The sequence below is a fragment of the Acinetobacter sp. YH12132 genome (assembly GCF_013418645.1).
GTDB classification, from domain to species: Bacteria; Pseudomonadota; Gammaproteobacteria; order Pseudomonadales; family Moraxellaceae; genus Acinetobacter; species Acinetobacter indicus.
Map to the genome: position 1 here is coordinate 173,755 of NZ_VPBR01000005.1, position 19,080 is coordinate 192,834.

Annotated in this window: 18 protein-coding genes; 7 read left to right on the top strand and 11 right to left on the bottom strand. The window is 49.0% G+C overall.

Translation table 11 applies throughout. The features are described from left to right. Positions 1-4 precede the first annotated feature (4 nt). Positions 5-2,302, bottom strand: a complete 2,298-nt coding sequence (gene ptsP, locus FTU67_RS07835) for a phosphoenolpyruvate--protein phosphotransferase (protein WP_005182028.1) — start codon at positions 2,300-2,302, stop codon at positions 5-7. Between the two features lie 85 nt (positions 2,303-2,387). Next, positions 2,388-2,870 carry an RNA pyrophosphohydrolase gene (locus FTU67_RS07840; RefSeq protein WP_005182032.1) on the bottom strand — a complete coding sequence of 161 codons (483 nt, stop codon included), beginning with the start codon at positions 2,868-2,870 and terminating at the stop codon, positions 2,388-2,390. Between the two features lie 183 nt (positions 2,871-3,053). Here FTU67_RS07840 and FTU67_RS07845 point away from each other — a divergent pair, with 183 nt between their 5' ends. Both FTU67_RS07845 and FTU67_RS07850 read left to right on the top strand, forming a co-directional pair. Next, positions 3,054-3,713: an HAD family phosphatase gene (locus FTU67_RS07845; RefSeq protein WP_005182034.1), complete on the top strand. Its 660-nt coding sequence runs from the start codon at positions 3,054-3,056 to the stop codon at positions 3,711-3,713. 183 nt (positions 3,714-3,896) lie between these two features. Continuing rightward, positions 3,897-4,145: a DUF2789 family protein gene (locus tag FTU67_RS07850; protein WP_005182035.1), complete on the top strand. Its 249-nt coding sequence runs from the start codon at positions 3,897-3,899 to the stop codon at positions 4,143-4,145. A gap of 76 nt (positions 4,146-4,221) precedes the next feature. Here the strand turns inward: FTU67_RS07850 and ovoA are convergent, their stop codons facing one another. The 3 genes from ovoA to FTU67_RS07865 all read right to left on the bottom strand — a co-directional run bounded on the left by ovoA (position 4,222) and on the right by FTU67_RS07865 (position 7,841). Further along, entirely contained in the window at positions 4,222-6,396 is a 2,175-nt protein-coding gene (gene ovoA / locus FTU67_RS07855; RefSeq protein WP_180061618.1) for a 5-histidylcysteine sulfoxide synthase, read from the bottom strand. 136 nt (positions 6,397-6,532) lie between these two features. Continuing rightward, a complete protein-coding gene (locus tag FTU67_RS07860) occupies positions 6,533-7,399 on the bottom strand; it encodes a LysR family transcriptional regulator (RefSeq protein WP_005182039.1) in 867 nt (288 codons plus the stop codon). A gap of 205 nt (positions 7,400-7,604) precedes the next feature. Continuing rightward, the gene (locus tag FTU67_RS07865; protein ID WP_005182043.1) at positions 7,605-7,841 is read right to left on the bottom strand and encodes a DUF2061 domain-containing protein; all 237 of its coding nucleotides are present in this window, start codon (positions 7,839-7,841) and stop codon (positions 7,605-7,607) included. Positions 7,842-8,098: 257 nt separating this feature from the next. Between FTU67_RS07865 and leuC the strand changes: the two genes are divergently transcribed. The 4 genes from leuC to leuB all read left to right on the top strand — a co-directional run bounded on the left by leuC (position 8,099) and on the right by leuB (position 12,043). Continuing rightward, positions 8,099-9,532 (top strand): 3-isopropylmalate dehydratase large subunit, encoded by a 1,434-nt coding sequence (gene leuC / locus FTU67_RS07870; RefSeq protein WP_180061619.1) that lies wholly within the window; start codon positions 8,099-8,101, stop codon positions 9,530-9,532. 75 nt (positions 9,533-9,607) lie between these two features. Next, the gene (leuD, locus tag FTU67_RS07875) at positions 9,608-10,258 is read left to right on the top strand and encodes a 3-isopropylmalate dehydratase small subunit (protein ID WP_045795487.1); all 651 of its coding nucleotides are present in this window, start codon (positions 9,608-9,610) and stop codon (positions 10,256-10,258) included. A gap of 101 nt (positions 10,259-10,359) precedes the next feature. Then, entirely contained in the window at positions 10,360-10,923 is a 564-nt protein-coding gene (locus FTU67_RS07880) for a hypothetical protein (RefSeq protein ID WP_016659592.1), read from the top strand. A gap of 40 nt (positions 10,924-10,963) precedes the next feature. Continuing rightward, positions 10,964-12,043 (top strand): 3-isopropylmalate dehydrogenase, encoded by a 1,080-nt coding sequence (leuB, locus tag FTU67_RS07885; RefSeq protein WP_005182055.1) that lies wholly within the window; start codon positions 10,964-10,966, stop codon positions 12,041-12,043. 80 nt (positions 12,044-12,123) lie between these two features. Here the strand turns inward: leuB and FTU67_RS07890 are convergent, their stop codons facing one another. Beyond that, positions 12,124-12,519: a hypothetical protein gene (locus FTU67_RS07890; RefSeq protein WP_075167248.1), complete on the bottom strand. Its 396-nt coding sequence runs from the start codon at positions 12,517-12,519 to the stop codon at positions 12,124-12,126. Between the two features lie 163 nt (positions 12,520-12,682). Beyond that, complete coding sequence (gene infA, locus FTU67_RS07895; protein ID WP_001284370.1) at positions 12,683-12,904, bottom strand: translation initiation factor IF-1; 222 nt, start codon at positions 12,902-12,904, stop codon at positions 12,683-12,685. A 230-nt stretch (positions 12,905-13,134) separates the two neighbouring features. Here infA and FTU67_RS07900 point away from each other — a divergent pair, with 230 nt between their 5' ends. Continuing rightward, positions 13,135-14,142: an AraC family transcriptional regulator gene (locus FTU67_RS07900; RefSeq protein ID WP_104470737.1), complete on the top strand. Its 1,008-nt coding sequence runs from the start codon at positions 13,135-13,137 to the stop codon at positions 14,140-14,142. A gap of 140 nt (positions 14,143-14,282) precedes the next feature. Here the strand turns inward: FTU67_RS07900 and truA are convergent, their stop codons facing one another. The 4 genes from truA to FTU67_RS07920 form a co-directional block, all read right to left on the bottom strand. Beyond that, positions 14,283-15,080: a tRNA pseudouridine(38-40) synthase TruA gene (truA, locus tag FTU67_RS07905; RefSeq protein WP_016659589.1), complete on the bottom strand. Its 798-nt coding sequence runs from the start codon at positions 15,078-15,080 to the stop codon at positions 14,283-14,285. An 18-nt stretch (positions 15,081-15,098) separates the two neighbouring features. After that, entirely contained in the window at positions 15,099-16,067 is a 969-nt protein-coding gene (locus tag FTU67_RS07910) for an asparaginase domain-containing protein (RefSeq protein WP_104489936.1), read from the bottom strand. Positions 16,068-16,113: 46 nt separating this feature from the next. Further along, complete coding sequence (locus FTU67_RS07915) at positions 16,114-17,547, bottom strand: fimbrial protein FimV (RefSeq protein WP_180061620.1); 1,434 nt, start codon at positions 17,545-17,547, stop codon at positions 16,114-16,116. 65 nt (positions 17,548-17,612) lie between these two features. After that, complete coding sequence (locus FTU67_RS07920; RefSeq protein WP_171502416.1) at positions 17,613-19,025, bottom strand: FimV family protein; 1,413 nt, start codon at positions 19,023-19,025, stop codon at positions 17,613-17,615. Positions 19,026-19,080 lie beyond the last annotated feature (55 nt).

Consider the following 19,080-nt stretch of genomic DNA (forward strand, 5'->3'; position numbering starts at 1 on the left):
TAGCTTAAGCGCCAACAATCCGGGTAGAGGCCTTGACCATATCGCCCAGACCATGGGTTTTAAAATAATATTCCATCCAGCTTTTCACCATCAGCGAATTATTCATTTTCAGCACCCGTTCCAGCTGCTCCTGTGCTTCGCTCATCGGCACATGGCAAATCGCTTTACGCACGCGCAGAATGTTACTCGAACTCATCGACAGGGTATTAAAGCCCATCGCCATCAACAGCACCGCAGATAGCGGATCACCGGCCATTTCACCACAAATGCTGACCGGTTTATCGTACTTGTGACATTCCTTGACCAGACGGGTCAGCGCGCGCAGCACCGACGGGTGAAAATGCGAATAGACGTTGGCCACGCGTGGATTATTACGGTCTACCGCCAGCAGATACTGGGTCAGGTCATTGGAGCCGACCGAGAAGAAATCGACCAGTTCGGCAAATTCATCAATCTGTAGCAGCACACTGGGCACTTCTACCATAATCCCGATACGCGGCTTGTTGATCTTGACCTGTTCTTCTTCCTGTACCGCATGCCAGTCACGATCCAGCAGATACAGCGCTTCTTCAACTTCATTGACGCTGGTGACCATCGGCAGCAGGATGTGCAGATTGTTCAGGCCGATACTGGCTTTGAGCATGGCGCGAATTTGCGAAGAAAAAATTTCCGGATGATCGAGGGTGAAGCGAATCCCGCGCCAGCCTAGTGCCGAGTTTTCTTCTTCAATCGAGAAATACGGCAGGTCTTTGTCTGCGCCAATATCCAGGGTACGCATTACCACCGGTTTATTGGCAAAGTGGCTCAGCTGCTGGCGGTAAATGGCACGCTGTTCTTCTTCGCCCGGGAAACGATCCCGCAGCATAAACGGAATTTCAGAGCGGTATAGGCCGACCCCTTTGGCACCACGTTGTACCCCGCGTACCACATCAATCATCAGACCGGTATTGACATACAGTTTGACCGTCACGCCGTCTGGGGTAACGGCGTCCTTGGTTTCATACTGTTTCAGGTCTTTGGCAATCAGTTCTTCTTCTTTCTGAATTTCTTTATAGCGGGTGCGTAAACGCCGTGGCGGATTAATAAACACCCGGCCCTGATGCGCATCGACAATCATTTCTACGTCATCGAGGGTGTTGATCGGCAGTTCAGTCACCCCGACCACGGTTGGAATACCCAGTGCGCGCGCGACAATCACCATATGTGAGTTCATGGCGCCTTCGGTGGTGACAATTGCGGCAATTTTATCGACCGGTAATTCCACCAGTGCCGCGGTCGAGATTTCTTCACCAATCAGAATACTTTCATCGGTCAGTTCGCGGTGGCTGGCATCGGCTTCCTGCAAATAGGCCAGAATACGCCGGCCGAGATCTTTTAAGTCGGAAACCCGTTCACGCAGGTAGTCATCTTCCATCTGGGCAAACTGGGCAATGTGGCTGTCAATGACAATCCGCACCGCACCTTGTGCCCAATTGCCATCCCGAATCAGTTCTTTAATTTCCGCCGGCAGGGCATTTTCATCCAGCATACGCAGGAACACGCTAAACAGGGCGCGTTCTTCGGCCATCAGCGCATCCTGCATTTTGTCATCCAGCGCCTGAATTTCCTGACGCACGGCATCCAGCGCAGTGTCGAGCAGTTTCAGTTCTTCGCTGATGTCATCGGCTTCACGGTCAGGTACCGCCGCCAAATCTGCTGGTGGATAGAGAATGACCGCGCGGCCAAGCGCAATCCCGCCCGAGCCGGAAACGCCCTGGAAGGTTTTGTAGGCCGGCAGATTGCTGGGTTTACGAAAGACATCAATATTGCCAACGGCATGCGCATGCGCAATCACGCCAGAGAGCTGGGCGCAGAGCGTGACCAGAAAGGATTCAGCCGCTTCGCTAAAGTCCTGACATTCCTTGTTCTGCACCACCAGTACGCCCATGACCTTACGACGGTACATGACCGGTACGCCGAGGAAGGAATTATAAATTTCTTCGCCGGTTTCCGGTAAATACAGGAAGCGTTCATGTTTCGGTGCATCGTCCAGGTTGACGATTTCTTCACGCTGGCCGACCAGCCCCACCAGACCTTCACCGGTATGCAGAGACACATGGCCGACCGCTTCAGGATTCAAGCCCTTAGAGGCCATCAGCAGATAACGCTGGTTGCGCTCGTCAAGCAGGTAAATGGAGCAGACATCGACATGCATAGCTTCAGCAACCTGATTGACCATAATGTCGAGCGATTCATGCAAACTGGTGGACGCATTAATTTCCTGCACAATGCGTCTTAGGGTATCCAGTTGCATATTCGACATAAAGTCTGCTCCAAATCAGCGTTCCAGTTCTGTTCTCTTTATAGCAAGAGTCGTTTAAAAAATCTGCATGATCATACAGCTTTTTTCAGGCTTTCTTAGATGGCAATTGATGACATAATTCCACCATCGCCTTGCGGTACACATCGCGTTTGAAATTCACGACCTGACCCAGTGGGTACCAGTAACTGACCCACTGCCATTGATCAAACTCGGGCGGATCGGACAGGTTGAGCTGAATCAACTGGGCCGAGGCCGTGAGTTTGAGTAAAAACCATTTCTGTTTTTGACCAATACATACCGGATCGGAATCGGGCCGGATGTAACGGTGCGGCAAACGGTAACGCAGCCAACCTTTCGTTTGTGCGATAATTTGAACGTGTTCGGGCAGTAAGCCAACTTCTTCTCTCAGCTCACGATAAAGTGCCTGCTCAGGGGTTTCTCCATGCTGGATACCTCCTTGTGGAAATTGCCATGCATTGTGTCCAATGCGTTTTGCCCATAAAACCTGTCCAAAGTCGTTTGCCAAAATGATCCCGACATTGGGTCGGAAACCTTCTGAGTCGATCATTTGGCTACCTAAATATTCTGTAAATTATGCCTTTGCTCCCGGGGATTTTTATTTCTGTATCCAACACGAAAAAAAGCAAAGTTTAAAAATGTTAAAATTGCTATGATCTTAACGAATTTCTATCGACTAGCGGAGATAGATTTACAAATTTTTTCTTAAATTTCAGTTTTTACGAGTATTTTCATGAAATTGGCGCTATTTGATCTCGATCACACCTTGTTAAATACAGATTCGGATCATTCCTGGGGTGAGTTTTTAGTCAATGAAGGTCTGGTCGATCCGGTTCATCACCGCGCCATGAATGACAAATTTTATGAAGATTACAAAGCTGGCCAGCTTGACCCGATTGCCTATAACGAATTTGTATTCGAATTTCTGACCCAGCACGAGTCACACTACCTGACCGAACTGCATGAGTTGTTTATGCAAAAAGTGATTCGTCCACAAATGCGCCCGGAAGGTTTTAAGGCGATTCAGCGTCATCGTGAGGCCGGACATGCACTGGTCGGCATTACCGCGACTTCGGATTTTATTACTGCGCCAATTTTCCGTGAATTTGGCATTAGCGAAATCATTGCCACCAATGCCGAAGTGGTCGATGGCAAATATACCGGTAAAGTGATCAATACCGCCTGTTATCAGCAGGGCAAACTGGTACGTCTGGAACAGTGGCTGGCCGGACGTGAGGTGACCGAATCCTGGGCTTATTCAGATTCAATCAATGACCGTTTCTTGCTAGAATATGCAGACCACGCCATTGCGGTGAATCCGGATGATCGTCTGCGGGCCTTGGCGGTCGAGCAGGGCTGGGAGATTCAGGACTGGTCGATTGCTGCTGAATAAAAGCGCAGTTTATCTACACCAAGATCAGCAGACAGGGCCGCTATAACTGGCCCTGTTTTTGGTCTGTGCTGGTTGTCATCTATCTTGCAAATTTATGAAAAGGTGATTTTTTTTTAACAGCACTAGGATTTGCAGTTTTATATGCTATGGTGAAGACAAGAACAACAACAGGGAGATTCACGCATGCGCCAAACCCGACCAAGAATGACCAATCTGTTTGAACAACTGGGCCTGGACTCCAGCGAACAGGCGATTCAAGATTTTATCGGCCAGCATCAACTGGCGGCGGAAATTCATATTATGGATGCAGAATTCTGGAGTGATGGTCAACGTCAGTTTTTAGCTGAAAAAATTGCCTCGGATGGGGAGTGGGCCATTACGGTTGACCAGCTAAATGAAGCGCTGCATGAAGACTCTGTGCCTCGCCGTTAAATCGTTCGTTCAAATCTCCAGATCATCAGGCCAAATCCGGAATTTGGCCTGATCCCTCACTTTCTTTTCTATCCATTTAGGCAATCCGTTCCCAGAAGCTGACCTGCGCATAGGTATGCTGAAACTTGCGCTGGGTTTCCCGAATCACAAAAGGGATGTCCTGCGGTTCAGTCATTAAACGGAAATGCGGCTCTAGCAAGGCTGTTAAGCCATCCAGACTGCTCCAGTTTTCGCCATCTTTTTTAAAGCCACCCAGCCATTCACTGCGGACAGTGTGTTCTTCCATCCAGGTATAGGGTGAGCTGAGCATCAGAATGCCGCCCATATTCAGCCGTGTATGAATCTGGCTTAAAAACTGCGCCGGATGATGCAGCCGGTCAATTAAGTTGGCTGCCAGAATAAAATCATAGCCTCTGAAAATCGCTTTAAGATTACAGGCATCACCCTGGTAAAACTGGACTTTGTCCCGGACCTCCGCCAGTCCAAGCTGGGCTAAATCACAGGCATGATAATCCACCAGTTCACCTTCGGTGCAGATACTGTAATGCAGGGTTTCGCCCTGTGCCAGTTTGACGCCGTTCTGGATAAAGCGCGCTGAAAAATCAATCCCGACCACTTCATCAAAATAGCGGGCCAGTTCAAAGCTGGCGCGGCCGGTAGCACAGCCAATATCCAGTGCTTTACGGCGTGGTCTGTCGGCCAGCTGGGTCAGGGCCAGTTGCACCAGTGTCTGGGCAAAATTGGCTACGCCAAAATATTCACGGCCATACTGAAATTCCAGATATTCAGACACCAGCCGGTCGGTTTCATATTGTGATTGAATGGCCAGCGGCTCCTGATCAGAAACCACATAACGGAAACCGGCATGCTGGAAAAAATGCCGGCGAAAGGCATAGCGTGAGGCCAGTTCGGCTTCATTGCCGGCAGAAATCCAGGAACCGCCTTTGAGCAGATTATGCCGGCCATCAAAGGTCGGGGTGCTGAAATCATCATAAATCGGATGCACCACAAAACCGGGAAATGGATAAATCGGGGTTTCGGTCCATTGCCAGACATTGCCGCGCAGGTCATAAAAATCGCCATGCGGGAAGGTATTGACCGGACAGGAGGAAGCACCATAGGCCAGCGCCAGATTGGCAGGTGCAGACGGCTCATTTACGCCAGCCAGCTGTACCAGCCGATACCATTCCTCTTCGGTGGGCAGTCGTACTGGCTGACCAGTTTGCTTCGCTTTCCAGTGGCAAAAGGCTTTGGCCTCATGATAATTCACCTCCGCCGGCCAGTCCCACGGCATTGGTACTTCTTCGGTCAGCAGCCGGAGTGACCAGTCCGGCCCGTGTTTACGCCAGAAGGGCGGATATTCGGCCTGGGCAAAGCTGCGCCATTGCCAGCCTTCATCTTCCCAATAGTTTGTGTTCTGATAGCCGGCATCTTCAACAAAGGCCAGAAATTCCTGATTGCTGACCAGATAGCGGCTGGCCGCAAACGCCGCTACCTCTGCCTGATATTGGCCATATTCATTGTCCCAGCCGTAAACCGGGTCGTGCCGCTCCTTACCGAGCTGTACCCGGCCGGCTGCCACTGGAAGCAACGCATTCTCTGGTGCGGTGTTAGTCAGGATATTTGGCCGCCATGGTGGCTGTGTCTGGACATAGTCAAGGGCATGCTGGCGAATCAGCACGGAGGAGGTTTCCAGATGAATCCGCTCGTGTTCAATGCCCATCAGAATCGACCACCACGAATGCTGCCAGTCAATTGGCGTGCTTAGCGGTGCCTTTTCAATAATTTCCAGCACCGTGGCACGCACCTGATCGCGGTAGTGTTTGACCTGCGCGGGTGTCGGCCAGTCATAACGGCTGTCATCCAGGTCATCCCAGCTCATCTCATCCACACCCACCGCAAAGATGGATTCAAAATGTGGATTGATACGCTGTTCAATCAGTTTGCTGAGCAGCAGTTTGTTGATGAAAAATGTCGCGGTATGGCCATAGTAAAAAATCAGCGGATGGCGCAGCGCAATCGGCTTGTGATAAAAGGCCTCATCGCCGTTGAGGCAGCTAAACAATGATTCATAACAGTCAAAGGTTTGCAGAAAATACTGCTTGAGGGTGGCACGTAGCGTATCGGCCTGCATAACATCCAGCCGTGGACTGGGCTGTAAAGGCGGTGCACTGCCGGCTAGGCGCTGCTGGAGCGCCTGGGCTGAACTGAACGAAGGGGAATAGGCAAGCGGGGAAGTGGTCTGGTTCATCACTCTGCTCCTGCATCATTTTTATAAAGATCCTGGTGTCTTGTGCGGGCACCTTGTCTTTTCAAATTACGCCAATTTGGAGCAGCGTGCTGTTTTGTTCAGTAACTGTACAGAAGGATGCGACCGGTCGATGAACCTAGTCCGGCTGCTGCATAAAGTTAACCAGCGCCTGCGCCGCTTTGGACTGTGTGCGTCCCGGATGCCAGACCATGCCCAGCTGGCGGTTCATTTCCAGATTAATATCCAGCTGTTGCAAGTCCTGATTAATCAGGGTTTTCGGTAACACTGACCAGCCCAGTCCAATCGACACCAGCATGCGGATGGATTCCAGCGGGTTATTGCTCATGGTGATCTTCGGCTTCACGCCCTGTTTTTCAAACTCGGCCAGGGTAATCTGGCTGGTATAGGTCTGTGCTGCTGGTAGCAGGCTCGGGAACTGGGTTAAATCTTCCAGTTTCAGTCTTTTCTGCTGGGCCAGAGGATGAAAAGGCGCAGCCACAAACACCAGCGGATCATTCCAGATGGTGACATATTGCAGCCGGTCATCACCTTGCGGTGGCAGGGTTAAAAAGGCCAGTTCCAGATCACCGGCCAGCACCTGTTCATGCGCCTGTTCCGAATCGACAAAATGCACATCTAAGGTGACATCGGGGAAATCTTGGACATAGCGACGCAAATGATCGGGCAGATGATGCAGGCCAATATGATGACTGGTGCCAATTTTCAGGCGACCCTGCACCTGGCCCTGTTCATGGCTTAAAGTATGATGAATATCGCCCAGTTCATTTAGCCAGTTTTTGACTTTGGGTAACAGCGAATGCGCAGCATGGGTTGCCTGCACGCCACGGCCGGCCGATTCAAACAGCTTGACCCCAAAATATTCTTCCAGGCTGTGAATGCGTTTGGTGACTGCGGGCTGGGTAATAAACAGCTGATCGGCGGCCAGAGAAATCGAACCGGTTTCCATGACTTTTACAAAAGCTTCAAATGCTGCAAGATTCATCGCAATCACCTATAAAGATTTTTTATGCTTAAAATTATTATTTAGAAATTTTTAGAATTAATCAAAGATTATTTTTCTATAAATTGAAGTTCAACAACCATAACTTGAATATAAATATTTTAAAAACAGTCATTTAAGTTATATTAAAATAAAAAAGATCATCCTGAAGATGATCTTTTGGGAGGAACACCGGGCGAAAAATAGGCTAGGCGGTGATTTCCTCTGTGCCGTCTTGTGCTTTCTTTTCCCACATGCGTTCATGAATAAAATAGGCCACCGCCTGTACTGTTGGTTCCAATAAGCTTAAGGTAATGGCCATCCACAGACTGCCGGTAACGAAATAGCCGACAAGCATGGCCACCGTAATGTGCATCACATAGTAGCTAAAAGTCTTTTTAAACATTCGCTGGTTGTTTGCGACAAAGTTTTGAATATGCGCCATGATGATGTTCCTCGTATCTACAATTCAGTGCTGATAACATCATCATAGTCAGTACGAATTAATTTGTAAAAACGAATATTTTGTAAAATTCAATCGGAAAATTGAATTTTTAATCAGATGTTAATCTGAGCAAAAATCAATTATATTTATTCCATAAAGTTTTTTAATTGATAAAAATGATAAATTAGATTTATGTAATTGTGTGGTTATAATCGAAATTAATGACAGAATTACCCAGTCCAGTGGAGCACATCGACATGGCAGGCGAAACCCAAAAAGCAAAAACATTATATGACAAATTGTGGGATGACCACTTGGTAAAACAGCGTGATGATCGTTCGGCTTTATTGTACATCGACCGTCATTTGTTGCATGAAGTCACCTCTCCACAGGCCTTTGAAGGTTTGCAACTGGCTGGCCGTCAGCCATGGCGTTTAAGTGCCAATATTGCGACTCCGGACCATAACGTACCGACCTCGAAAAAAGAGCGTGAGCAGGGCGTAGCGGGTATTGAAGATGATACTTCGCGTATTCAGGTGCAAACCTTAGACGATAACTGTAAGACTTTTAATATCGTTGAATTTGATATTAACGATATCCGTCAGGGGATTGCTCACGTGGTTGGACCAGAGCAGGGTTTAACCTTGCCGGGAATGACGGTGGTATGTGGCGACTCGCATACCGCGACCCATGGTGCCTTTGGCTGTTTGGCACACGGGATCGGAACTTCAGAAGTTGAGCACGTGTTGGCCACGCAATGTTTAATTCAGAAGAAAATGAAAAACATGCTGGTACGCGTAGATGGTCAGTTGGGTCAGGGCGTGACCCCGAAAGATGTGGTGCTGGCGATTATTGCCAAAATCGGTACAGCAGGCGGTACGGGCCATGCCATTGAATTTGGCGGTCAGGTGTTCCGTGATATGTCGATTGAAGGCCGTATGACCGTGTGTAACATGGCAATTGAAGCCGGTGCACGTGTCGGTATGGTCGCGGTTGATGAAAAAACCATTGAATATGTAAAAGACCGTCCTTATGCACCAAAAGGCGAGCAATGGGATCAGGCTGTGGCGTACTGGAATACCTTACATTCCGATGCCGATGCGCACTTTGATACTGTCGTGGTATTACAGGGCGAAGAGATTGAACCACAAGTGTCTTGGGGTACTTCACCTGAAATGGTCATTCCGGTTTCTCAGGCAGTACCAACTTTGGAACAGGCCAAAGATGAGGTACAACGCAATGACTGGACCCGTGCTTATCAATATATGGGCTTAACTGCTGGTCAGGCTTTGGCTGATATCCAATTAGATCGTGTTTTTATTGGTTCATGCACCAACTCGCGTATTGAAGATATCCGTGCTGCGGCAGATGTGATCAAAGGCCGTAAAGTGGCGCCAAGCATTAAACAGGCGATGGTGGTACCGGGTTCTGGTTTGGTCAAACAGCAGGCGGAAGCAGAAGGTTTGGACAAGGTCTTCCTTGAAGCCGGTTTTGAATGGCGTGAACCAGGCTGCTCGATGTGTCTGGCCATGAATGCCGACAAGTTACAGCCAGGCGAGCACTGTGCATCGACCTCAAACCGTAACTTTGAAGGTCGTCAGGGCAATGGCGGTCGTACCCATCTGGTCAGCCCGGCCATGGCAGCGGCAGCGGCAATTGCCGGTCACTTTGTGGATGTTCGTTCATTCTAAGTTTAAGCCCTCATCCCAGGCCGCTCCTTGCTGGAGCGGATGTGAGAGAGACTACGGATTCATTGGAACATAAATATGAAAGCTTATACCGTTGAACAGGGTATCGTTGCACCTTTAGACCGTGCCAATGTCGATACCGATTTAATTATTCCAAAACAGTTCTTGAAATCAATCAAACGTACCGGTTTCGGTGACAACCTGTTTGATGAATTGCGTTATTTAGATGAAGGCTATCCGGGTCAGGACAATTCAATCCGTCCTAAAAACCCAGATTTTGTCTTGAACCAGCCGCGTTATCAGGGCGCCAGCATTTTAATTTCACGTGCCAACTTTGGTTGCGGTTCCAGCCGCGAGCATGCGCCGTGGGCTTTAAGTGAATACGGCTTGCGTACAGTCATTGCCCCAAGTTTTGCGGATATCTTCTTTAATAACTGCTTTAAAAACGGCATGTTACCGGTGATTTTAACCGAAGCGCAGGTTGATCAGCTGTTTAAGGAATGTGCAGCCAATGAAGGTTATCAGTTAACTATTGACCTTGAAGCACAGGAAGTCCGTACGCCAAACGGTGAAGCGTTCAAGTTTGAAGTTGATCCATTCCGCAAGCATTGCCTGTTAAACGGTCTGGATGATATTGGTTTGACCTTGCAAGATGCCGACGATATTCGCGCGTATGAGGAGAAAACCAAAGCCGCGCGTCCGTGGGTGTTTGCGGAAATTCAAGCTTAAGTTATTTCGTAAATAGGCATAGCACGGGCGTCGAACTCTTGTTAACATTCAAGGCATAATAATTTAAATATTCTGCTTTTTGATGAGGTTGGGCTCGGGCTATGTTGAAGGTTTTTCGTCGGCTTGCTGTATTGGGGGGAGTGGCTACGCTGTTAACAGCATGTCAAACCTGGGATACAGCACGTCTAAAACAGGTAAAAGAGACACAGGCATCCCAATCCAATGCACGTATTTATTGTTCAGGTACCGAGCATTGCGAGTTTGAACGCTTGAACCGGGTCATGATCATGGATGCTGAAAGTCAGCGTCTGAGTCGTGAAGCCATCAAGCAGGGACTGGTGCGCTTGCAGGCAGATTCACTACGACAGCCTAATCCGCTATATCTGTCGGTTCCAGCTAAACAGCATGAAGTGGTGATCCGGTTCTATCCGATTTCCCGTGATCAGGCCGAAACCCTGCACGTCATTCATCAGTTTAAGCCGCGTCAAACGTACACTTTTAAAATGTACCGTGACCGCAGCAAGCATAAAGGCAGTCTGCTGAATGTTTCGGCGCCAGAGCCGCTGTGTGTGGATCTTTTACAAAACCAGAAAATTATTCGACGTTTCTGCAAACCTTATAATGTCTTACATGGACTGGGGGAATTTGTGGAACAGAAAATTTAGTCTCCACAGTCGTTGACTGCTACAGGAAATGGAAAAACTCATGTCAAAACATATTTTGATTCTTGCCGGTGACGGTATTGGCCCAGAAATCGTCACAGCAGCGGAGCAGGTACTTACGCGTGTTAATGAAAAGTTCAATCTGGGCTTGACGTGGGAACAGGGATTGTTAGGTGGTGCCGCGATTGATGCGCATGGTTCACCTTATCCGGATGTGACGTCTGAACAGGCGAAAAAAGCCGATGCTTTATTGCTCGGTGCAGTTGGTGGTCCAAAATGGGATACGATTGAGCGTTCGATCCGCCCGGAACGTGGCCTGTTAAAATTACGTAGCGAATTAAACCTGTTTGCTAACCTGCGTCCAGCGATTCTGTATCCGCAACTGGCTGATGCGTCTAGCTTAAAGCCGGAAATTGTATCGGGTCTGGATATCCTGATTGTACGTGAACTGACGGGTGGGATTTACTTTGGTCAGCCACGTGGTATTCGCGAGCTGGAAAATGGCGAGAAACAGGGCTTTAACACCGACGTCTATGCTGAATCAGAAATCAAGCGTATTGCCAAAGTGGCTTTTGAAATGGCCAAACTGCGTGGTGGTAAAGTCTGCTCGGTGGACAAAGCCAACGTGCTGGAAGTGACTGAGCTGTGGAAGCAGACCGTGACCCAGCTACATGCTGAACAATATCCAGAAATCAACCTGTCCCACATGTATGTCGACAATGCTGCAATGCAATTGGTACGTGCGCCAAAACAGTTTGACGTACTGGTAACCGGTAACCTGTTTGGTGACATCCTGTCTGATGAAGCAGCAATGCTGACCGGTTCTATCGGTATGTTGCCATCAGCGTCGCTAGATGAAAATGGCAAAGGTATGTATGAGCCATGTCATGGTTCAGCACCAGACATCGCTGGCCAGAACATTGCCAACCCGTTGGCGACCATCTTGTCTGTGGCAATGATGCTGCGTTATACCTTCCGTGAAGAAGCTGCCGCGAAAGCGATTGAAGATGCAGTGGGCAATGTGCTTGATCAAGGTTTACGTACGGCTGACATCATGTCTGAAGGCATGAATAAAGTGGGTACTCAGGAAATGGGTCAGGCTGTGGTTGCGGCATTGGGCTAAGTCTCGACAGCAAATCAAAAAACGCAGCTGCAGGCTGCGTTTTTTTATGGCTATTGAATAGCTAGGTCTAGATTCAGCGCTTAACAGGTGCGACCGGTATAGTGTACAGAGCGGGCAATATTCTGTTCCAGCCGGAACACAATCTGGCAGTGCAGGTTAACATCATAGCTGTTGGCTGGGCCAATGGGCGCTGGAATATGGGCTGGACCGGTGGCCGGGGCATTCGCTACAGGAATCGGAATGCTGATTGGGCGTATAACGGTGTAGGTGAGCGCCTGTGGGCTGATTTGTGGTGAACTGACCTGTTCGTAACCGAGCAGGCTTAAATCGAGCTGCTGGCGAATCTGCTGGCTGGACTGGCCGACAAATTGGGCCAGATAGGCATCACGTTCAGCACGGGTACTGGACGGCGTGGTTACACAAGCAGAGAGACTGAACGCGAGGAGCACCAAAGCAACGGAGCGAGAGACAAACATGCGCGATCTCCATTGAATAAAACTTTATTCTAGGCAAGGACAGCCTAAAAATATGTGTATATTCGATAAGCGGCAGATCTTGATACCATTCTTCGCTGTTACACAGCATCAGCAGCCAATAAAAAAGCCACTGTTAAAGGTGGCTTTTTGCTTGCGCTAAAACTTAGCGTGCACGATAGGTAATACGACCTTTCGTTAAGTCATAAGGCGTCATTTCAACTTTCACGCTGTCGCCAGTTAAAATGCGAATATAGTGCTTGCGCATTTTACCTGAAATATGGGCAATCACCTCGTGACCGTTTTCTAAACGTACACGGAACATAGTATTAGGAAGCGTTTCGGTGACAACGCCTTCGAACTCGATGAGTTCCTCTTTATTGGCCATAGCCTACCTGATGATCAAATTGGAAAGGCGCAAATTATAGTCAATTTTTTTGAAAAAATCAAGGTGAAACCCGCCGCAGATGAATCATCTGTCAGTAAAATAAGCGAACAAAACATTTAAATTTTTTCTACAAAAAAACGTGGTGGATGGTTGTCAGTTTGGTCAATCACAGTTAATCTAAAATCAATCTTTTTAAGTATAAATGAAGAACATACAAGGAAGGTCTTTGCGTGGGTCAGCTAACTGATGCATCGGTTGTATTGCGATTAGGCTACCAAGCGATTCGTCGTGCCGGTTTGCCAACCGAAGAAATATTAACAAAAGCAGGTGTCGCACTTAATCAGGTTGAGGCCAATGATCGTACGCCTTTGGGCGCGCAGTATGCGTTTTGGGTGGCGGCAGAAGAAGTCAGCCGTGATCCGGATATTGGTTTGCATCTGGGTGAACATTTGCCGCTCTATCGTGGTCAGGTGATTGAGCATCTGTTTATTTCTTCGGAAAATTTTGGTGAAGGTTTAAAACGGGCGCTGGCTTATCAGCGTTTAATCAGTGATGCCTTTGATGCCAAACTGGTGATTGAAGATGACCGCTGTTATTTAACCAATGGTCAACAGCCGTGGGCTGACAATATTGTCAATCGTCACTTTTCTGAATGTGCCATGTCGGGCATTTTGCGTTTCTTCAAGTTTATTACCGAAGGCAAATTCCAGCCGCTGTATATCGACTTTAATTTCCAGCAGGGCGCTGCCGATGATGAATATTTCCGGGTCTATGAGTGCCCGGTCAGTCTGGGGCAGAATGAAACACGGTTGTATTTCGAACCTTCCATTTTAGAATACCCGCTGTGGCAGGCCGAGCCAGAGCTGTTGCAGTTACATGAGCAGCTGGCGCTGGAGAAACTGCAGGAACTGGCGCGTTATGATCTGGTCGGTGAAGTACGTCGGGCGATTGGGTCGACCCTGGAAAGCGGGGAAACCACATTGGAAACCGTGGCTGCACAGCTGAATATTACGCCGCGTCGTTTACGCACCCAGCTGAGTGAGGCCAATACCAGTTTCCAGCAGATTCTCTCGGATTATCGTTGTCGTCTGGCCAAAAAGCTGCTGGCCAATACCAATGAAAGCGTGGAGCGGATTGTGTATCTGACCGGATTTTCTGAACCGAGCACCTTTTACCGGGCCTTTAAACGCTGGACCAATGAAACACCGGTCGAGTACCGAAAACGTAAGCAGCGTTAAGCATCTCCGCAGCCCCCCTTGATAAAAGGGGGATTTTGTTTGGGTTGCGCCTTGATGCAAGGGTGACTTTTATTTTTAAAGCCTGGAAATGGCGGGGATAAAATCCTTCCTGGCTAAAAGGGAGGTAAGACGGAATACAATTATTCCGGCATATTCAGCCAATGCGGACCTAAAGGTACTTGAGGTAAGTCAAACTGCTCTGGATAGTGCGCCTGGATAAAGTACAGGCCATCGGGTGGGGCGGTAATACCGGCTGCTTTACGATCCTGTGCGGCAAAAATCGTATCAATATGGTCAATATCATACATACCTTGGCCAATTTCCAGCAGACAGCCCATGATATTCCGCACCATATGATGCAGGAAACCATCGGCCTGAATATCGAGCACCAAATAATGCCCGTGACGGATCAGGCGGCAATGGCTGACGGTGCGGACCGGCTGATTGGACTGACAGGCTGCGGCACGGAAACTTTCAAAATTATGAGTGCCTTCAAACTTTTGCGCAGCGGCAATCATCTTGTCGACATCCAGCGCATAGTAGGCATGGGTGACCTGTTTATGCAGCAGGGCCGGGCGCTGTGGATGGTTATACACCACATAACGGTAGCGGCGCGCACAGGCCTTAAAGCGGGCATGAAAATCCATGTCCATGGCTTTAATCCACTGAATCGCAATATCTTTGGGTAACTGGCTATTGGCGCCCATCAGCCAGCCGCGCTCAGGGCGAATGGCGGCCGTGTCGAAATGTGCCACCATATTGGTGGCATGCACGCCGGCATCGGTGCGGCCAGCGCCATGCAGGATAATCGGTTCATCGGCAATTTTGGAGAGGACCTTTTCCAGCGTTTCCTGCACGCTCGGGACGCCTGGTTGCTGGGTTTGCCAGCCCCGGTAGCGAATACCACAAAATTCAATCCCGACCGCAAAACGTTGCATATTCACCTCAAATTGGCCTTAGTCATACCAATGCTGTTGCCATTGTTCTCTGCGCGGGTATTGTAAATACATTTTTAATGCTTTTGCATACAGATCTGCATGTCCAAAGCCATCATTGACTAAAATTTTACTGTTCTGGATCCAGCTGCTGATCGCATAACGCTGATCCAATGGGCCAAATGGCACTTGGGTGGTCAGAATCACGGCACAATCTTGCGTCTGTAAGGACTGTAGCAACGCCAGTAGTGCTTCATCTACAGCCAGGTTGCCGGTACCAAAGCCTTGTAAAATCAGGCAATGCGGTGGCTGCTGGGCGATCAGTTTCAAATTGGCGAGCTGCTGCTCTAAACCAATCGGCTGCATCATCACACTCATGCAGTTGAAATGCTGTGCTTTGTCCAAATCTGCAGTCTGTACCAAGTAGGCGGTTTGTTCTTTTTGATTTAAAGCACTGCTGGCGGCCTGACCCTGAAAGGCATCCAGCTCGGTGGTGTGGCATTTTAAGGCGCTGCGACCATGGAAACATTGATGATGAAACGCCAGATACACGCCAACCGGCAATTGCAGCACCGATTCCAGGGCGAAATGCAGGTTATCCAGCGCATCACTGAAGTCACGGGTGTTCTGTCCATCTATGGTCAGCAGTGGATATTGGCTGCCAGTCAGCACCACATGTGCAGACTGCGCGATAAAGTGTGCCAGCACGGCACTGGCATAGCTTAAAGTATCGGTACCATGAATGACGACAAAATGCTGAAACTGTTGTAACTGTAGCTGCTGGATAAACTGCACCAGACGTAACCAGTCGATCGCGGTACAGCGGCTACTGTCCTGAATCACCGGCGCCACAAAACATTCTACCGATAGATGCAGCGGTAGCACATGACGCAGCTGGGGGAGAAACTGCTCTGCGGGCATGGGGCTGAGTGGCTCACCGACACAGCCAAAGGTGCCGCCCATATAAATTAATGCAATTTTTTTCATCATAAAAAAAGCAGCCAAGGATGACTGCTTTATCTTAGTGAGATTTACTTTAAGAAGCTATTTGATTGAGTAACTGCGTGGCGTGTTGCTGCTGTGCTGTAGAATAGTTTGCTTCTTTTTCTGCCAGCAGGGCACGGGCCGCATCATAGGCACCCAGCTCAATATATTGCTGAGCCAGCTCCAGATTCAGCTGGATTTCATTGACTTCGGCCAGTTCCGGGAAGGACTGAATCAGTGGATCATGCGGATCAACCGCGGTTGCCGCCACGGCAGCCATAGCGGGTTCTTCAACCATTGGTGCTTCAGGCGTTGCTGGTGTCGCTTCAATGGTTGGTGCGCTATCTAGGTCAAACTGGAACAGCGGTGCAGTGTCTGCTGGTGCGGTAACCGCAGGTTCTACCGGCTGTTCAGCCACCGGTGTAGGACTGATCGAGAAATCAAAATTAAATTCTGATTTTTCTTCCGCAGGTGGGGTGGTGACAGCTGGTGTGGTCGCAGGTGTGGCTTCAGTTGCAGTCTTTTCCAGCTCAAACGAGAAATCCAGTGCCTGAGGTTCTTCTGCAGCCGGAGTCACTGGCTCAACCGGTGTTACCGGTGCAGCTTGGGTTGGTGTTGGTTCCAGCTCAAACGAGAAATCTAATGCCTGAGGTTCCTGCGCTGCTGCTGGAGCCGGTTCGATCGGTGTAGCTGCTTGTGTGCCGGCAGCCGAGTCAAAAGACAGATTAAATTCAAGAGGTTGAACTTCTTCTGCTTTTGCTGGCGCAGGGGTGTTAACAGGCTCAGCCGGAGTACTTGGGGTAAATTCCAGATCTGCTACCGGAGCACTTTCGGTTTTTGCGACTGGCGTTTCGGTTTTGAGTGACTGTTGTAACTGGTCAAATGACGTGCTGGCTGTGCTTGAATTGCTGGATTGAATCAGTGCATCAAAATCCGCAGGGGTTTGTGTTTTTGCGCTAACTGGTGTTTCAGAAAACGCTGCAGTAGTTGGCGCTGCAGAGGCCGGTGTTTCTTCTTTGGTTTGAGAGGCTTTCTGGGCTTCGATTCTGGCTTCAGCCTGAACCAGAATATCTTCCAATCCCAGATTTTTCAGATGATCCAGCAATTGGCGGGTGGCAAATTCATCTTTTTGGGTCAGATGCACATCCAGTAACAGCAGATACAGCTCATGCAACGACGGGTCGCGTTTCAGGGCCTGATTAATCTGCGCTTCGGCCGAGAAAAAGTTACGGTCACGAATCTGGGTTTCAATGGTCTGGCGTAAATCTGCCGGAAGTGGTGTGCTTCCTTGTGGTTCGGCAACAGGCTCGGCCACTACAGTGCTTTTAACCGTAGTTTTTTTCGTAGTGGTGCTTTTTTTGGCCTTGGTTTTACTGGCTGCAGCCGGTTTTTTTGCTGCTGGTTCGGATTCTTTATTGGCTTCACGCTTTTTTAACACCAGCGCGATGACCAGTAACAAAATAAATGGAATCACATAAATCAGCATGTTGCTACCCCTTAGGCAGAGAGGAATAAACCATCTCTCCTGAAAAAATCATGTTGAGTAATACGTTAGAGTTTTGGCTTATTTTCGGCTTGTTGCTTTTTCAACTGTTGTTGCAATTCAGCAAGACGCGCATTGAGTAATTGAATTCTTTGATCCTTCTGACTTAATGCCAATTCTAACTGTGTTACGTTTCTCTGTAATTTAACGGTTTTCTCACGCGCTGTCATAACTTTTAGTGACAACTCTTCTGAGGTTTGCGCGCTTTGTGTGTTCTTTTTGGCAGAACCTTGGGCAGAATCTTGCTGATTTTCTGCCACCAGACTCATTTCGGCCTGACTGATCCGGTATTTGGCCTTGCCAGACTGGCGTGAAGGCTGGGTTGCCGGGATTGGCACGGTCTTTTTCGCGGCTTTTTGCCCGCTGCTGACGGCCTGTAAATTCAAGGTTGCACCGCGGCGTAAACGGTTGGCATCGCCCTGAATAAAGGCATGTTCATTGTGGGCTTTAATCTGCTGCATCACTTCGCCGACCGGCTGCTGGTTCTCTGCGGCAATACGTGAGGCAATGGCCCATAGCGATTCATTGGATTGCACCACATGCCGTGCTGTGGTTGATGCTGGCGCAGATGGAGCAGGTGCTTTGGGTGCTGTAACTGGTGCCGGCTTTGCCGGTGCTTGCTGTTGCTGAGCTTTTAACTGCTCGGCATATTTCTTGACCAGTGGATCTGCTGAAACCGGAGCAGCTGTATTTACGGCAGCTGTGTTGCCCGCGTTATGTGTAGAGGCCGGTTGAGCTGATGTCGCCGAAGTCGATGGCGTAACCGCTGACACAGGGCTTGCAGCCGGCTGTGCTGCTGCGCTGACAGCTGGTGTGGTTGATGGACTTAAAGCCGGTGGCGGGCTGGCTTGAATCGCTAGGGGTGCTTCTACACTGCGCGTGGTGCTGGCAGATGCCGTGGCTGTGGTATAGGCGGTACTGGTCGGCAAGTTTAAGGCAATGTCCCGTTCATTCACGACCATGACCGGTGTTAGTGGCTGCTCTTTCGGTTGCAACTGCGCGCGTTGTTCTGCCAGGGTACTACGTTTTAGTGAGGTTTTAATATGCTGTAAACGCGTGGCCGAGCCTTCACGAATTTTGACCACAATATTCAGTTCGGTATCGGTCAGTGGCCGAGAAGAGGTAATGGTAATCACCCCGTTGCCGGCACCATCACGTCGGGTAAAGAAATTTAAATGACCCGGTGGACGATGGCTGGCACCAATGGCCATCAAGTCTTCTGCCGAGGCCAGACTGACTTCAATTGGCGCATTGACATTGGACTGACGGAAGTTCATTTCAGCATACAGCAATTCCCCAGGTGCTGACTGAATCTGAACAGGATCGACATTAATCGCATGAATATGTTGTGAGGCAAGAATAGCTAAAATCGCGATCTTTAATTTGTTATATACGGTCATCTTAATCGTTAGCTCGGTCATTTATCGCATAGCGAAAAGAATAGATTAGCGAGTTGTAAGTCGATTGTAAAATATT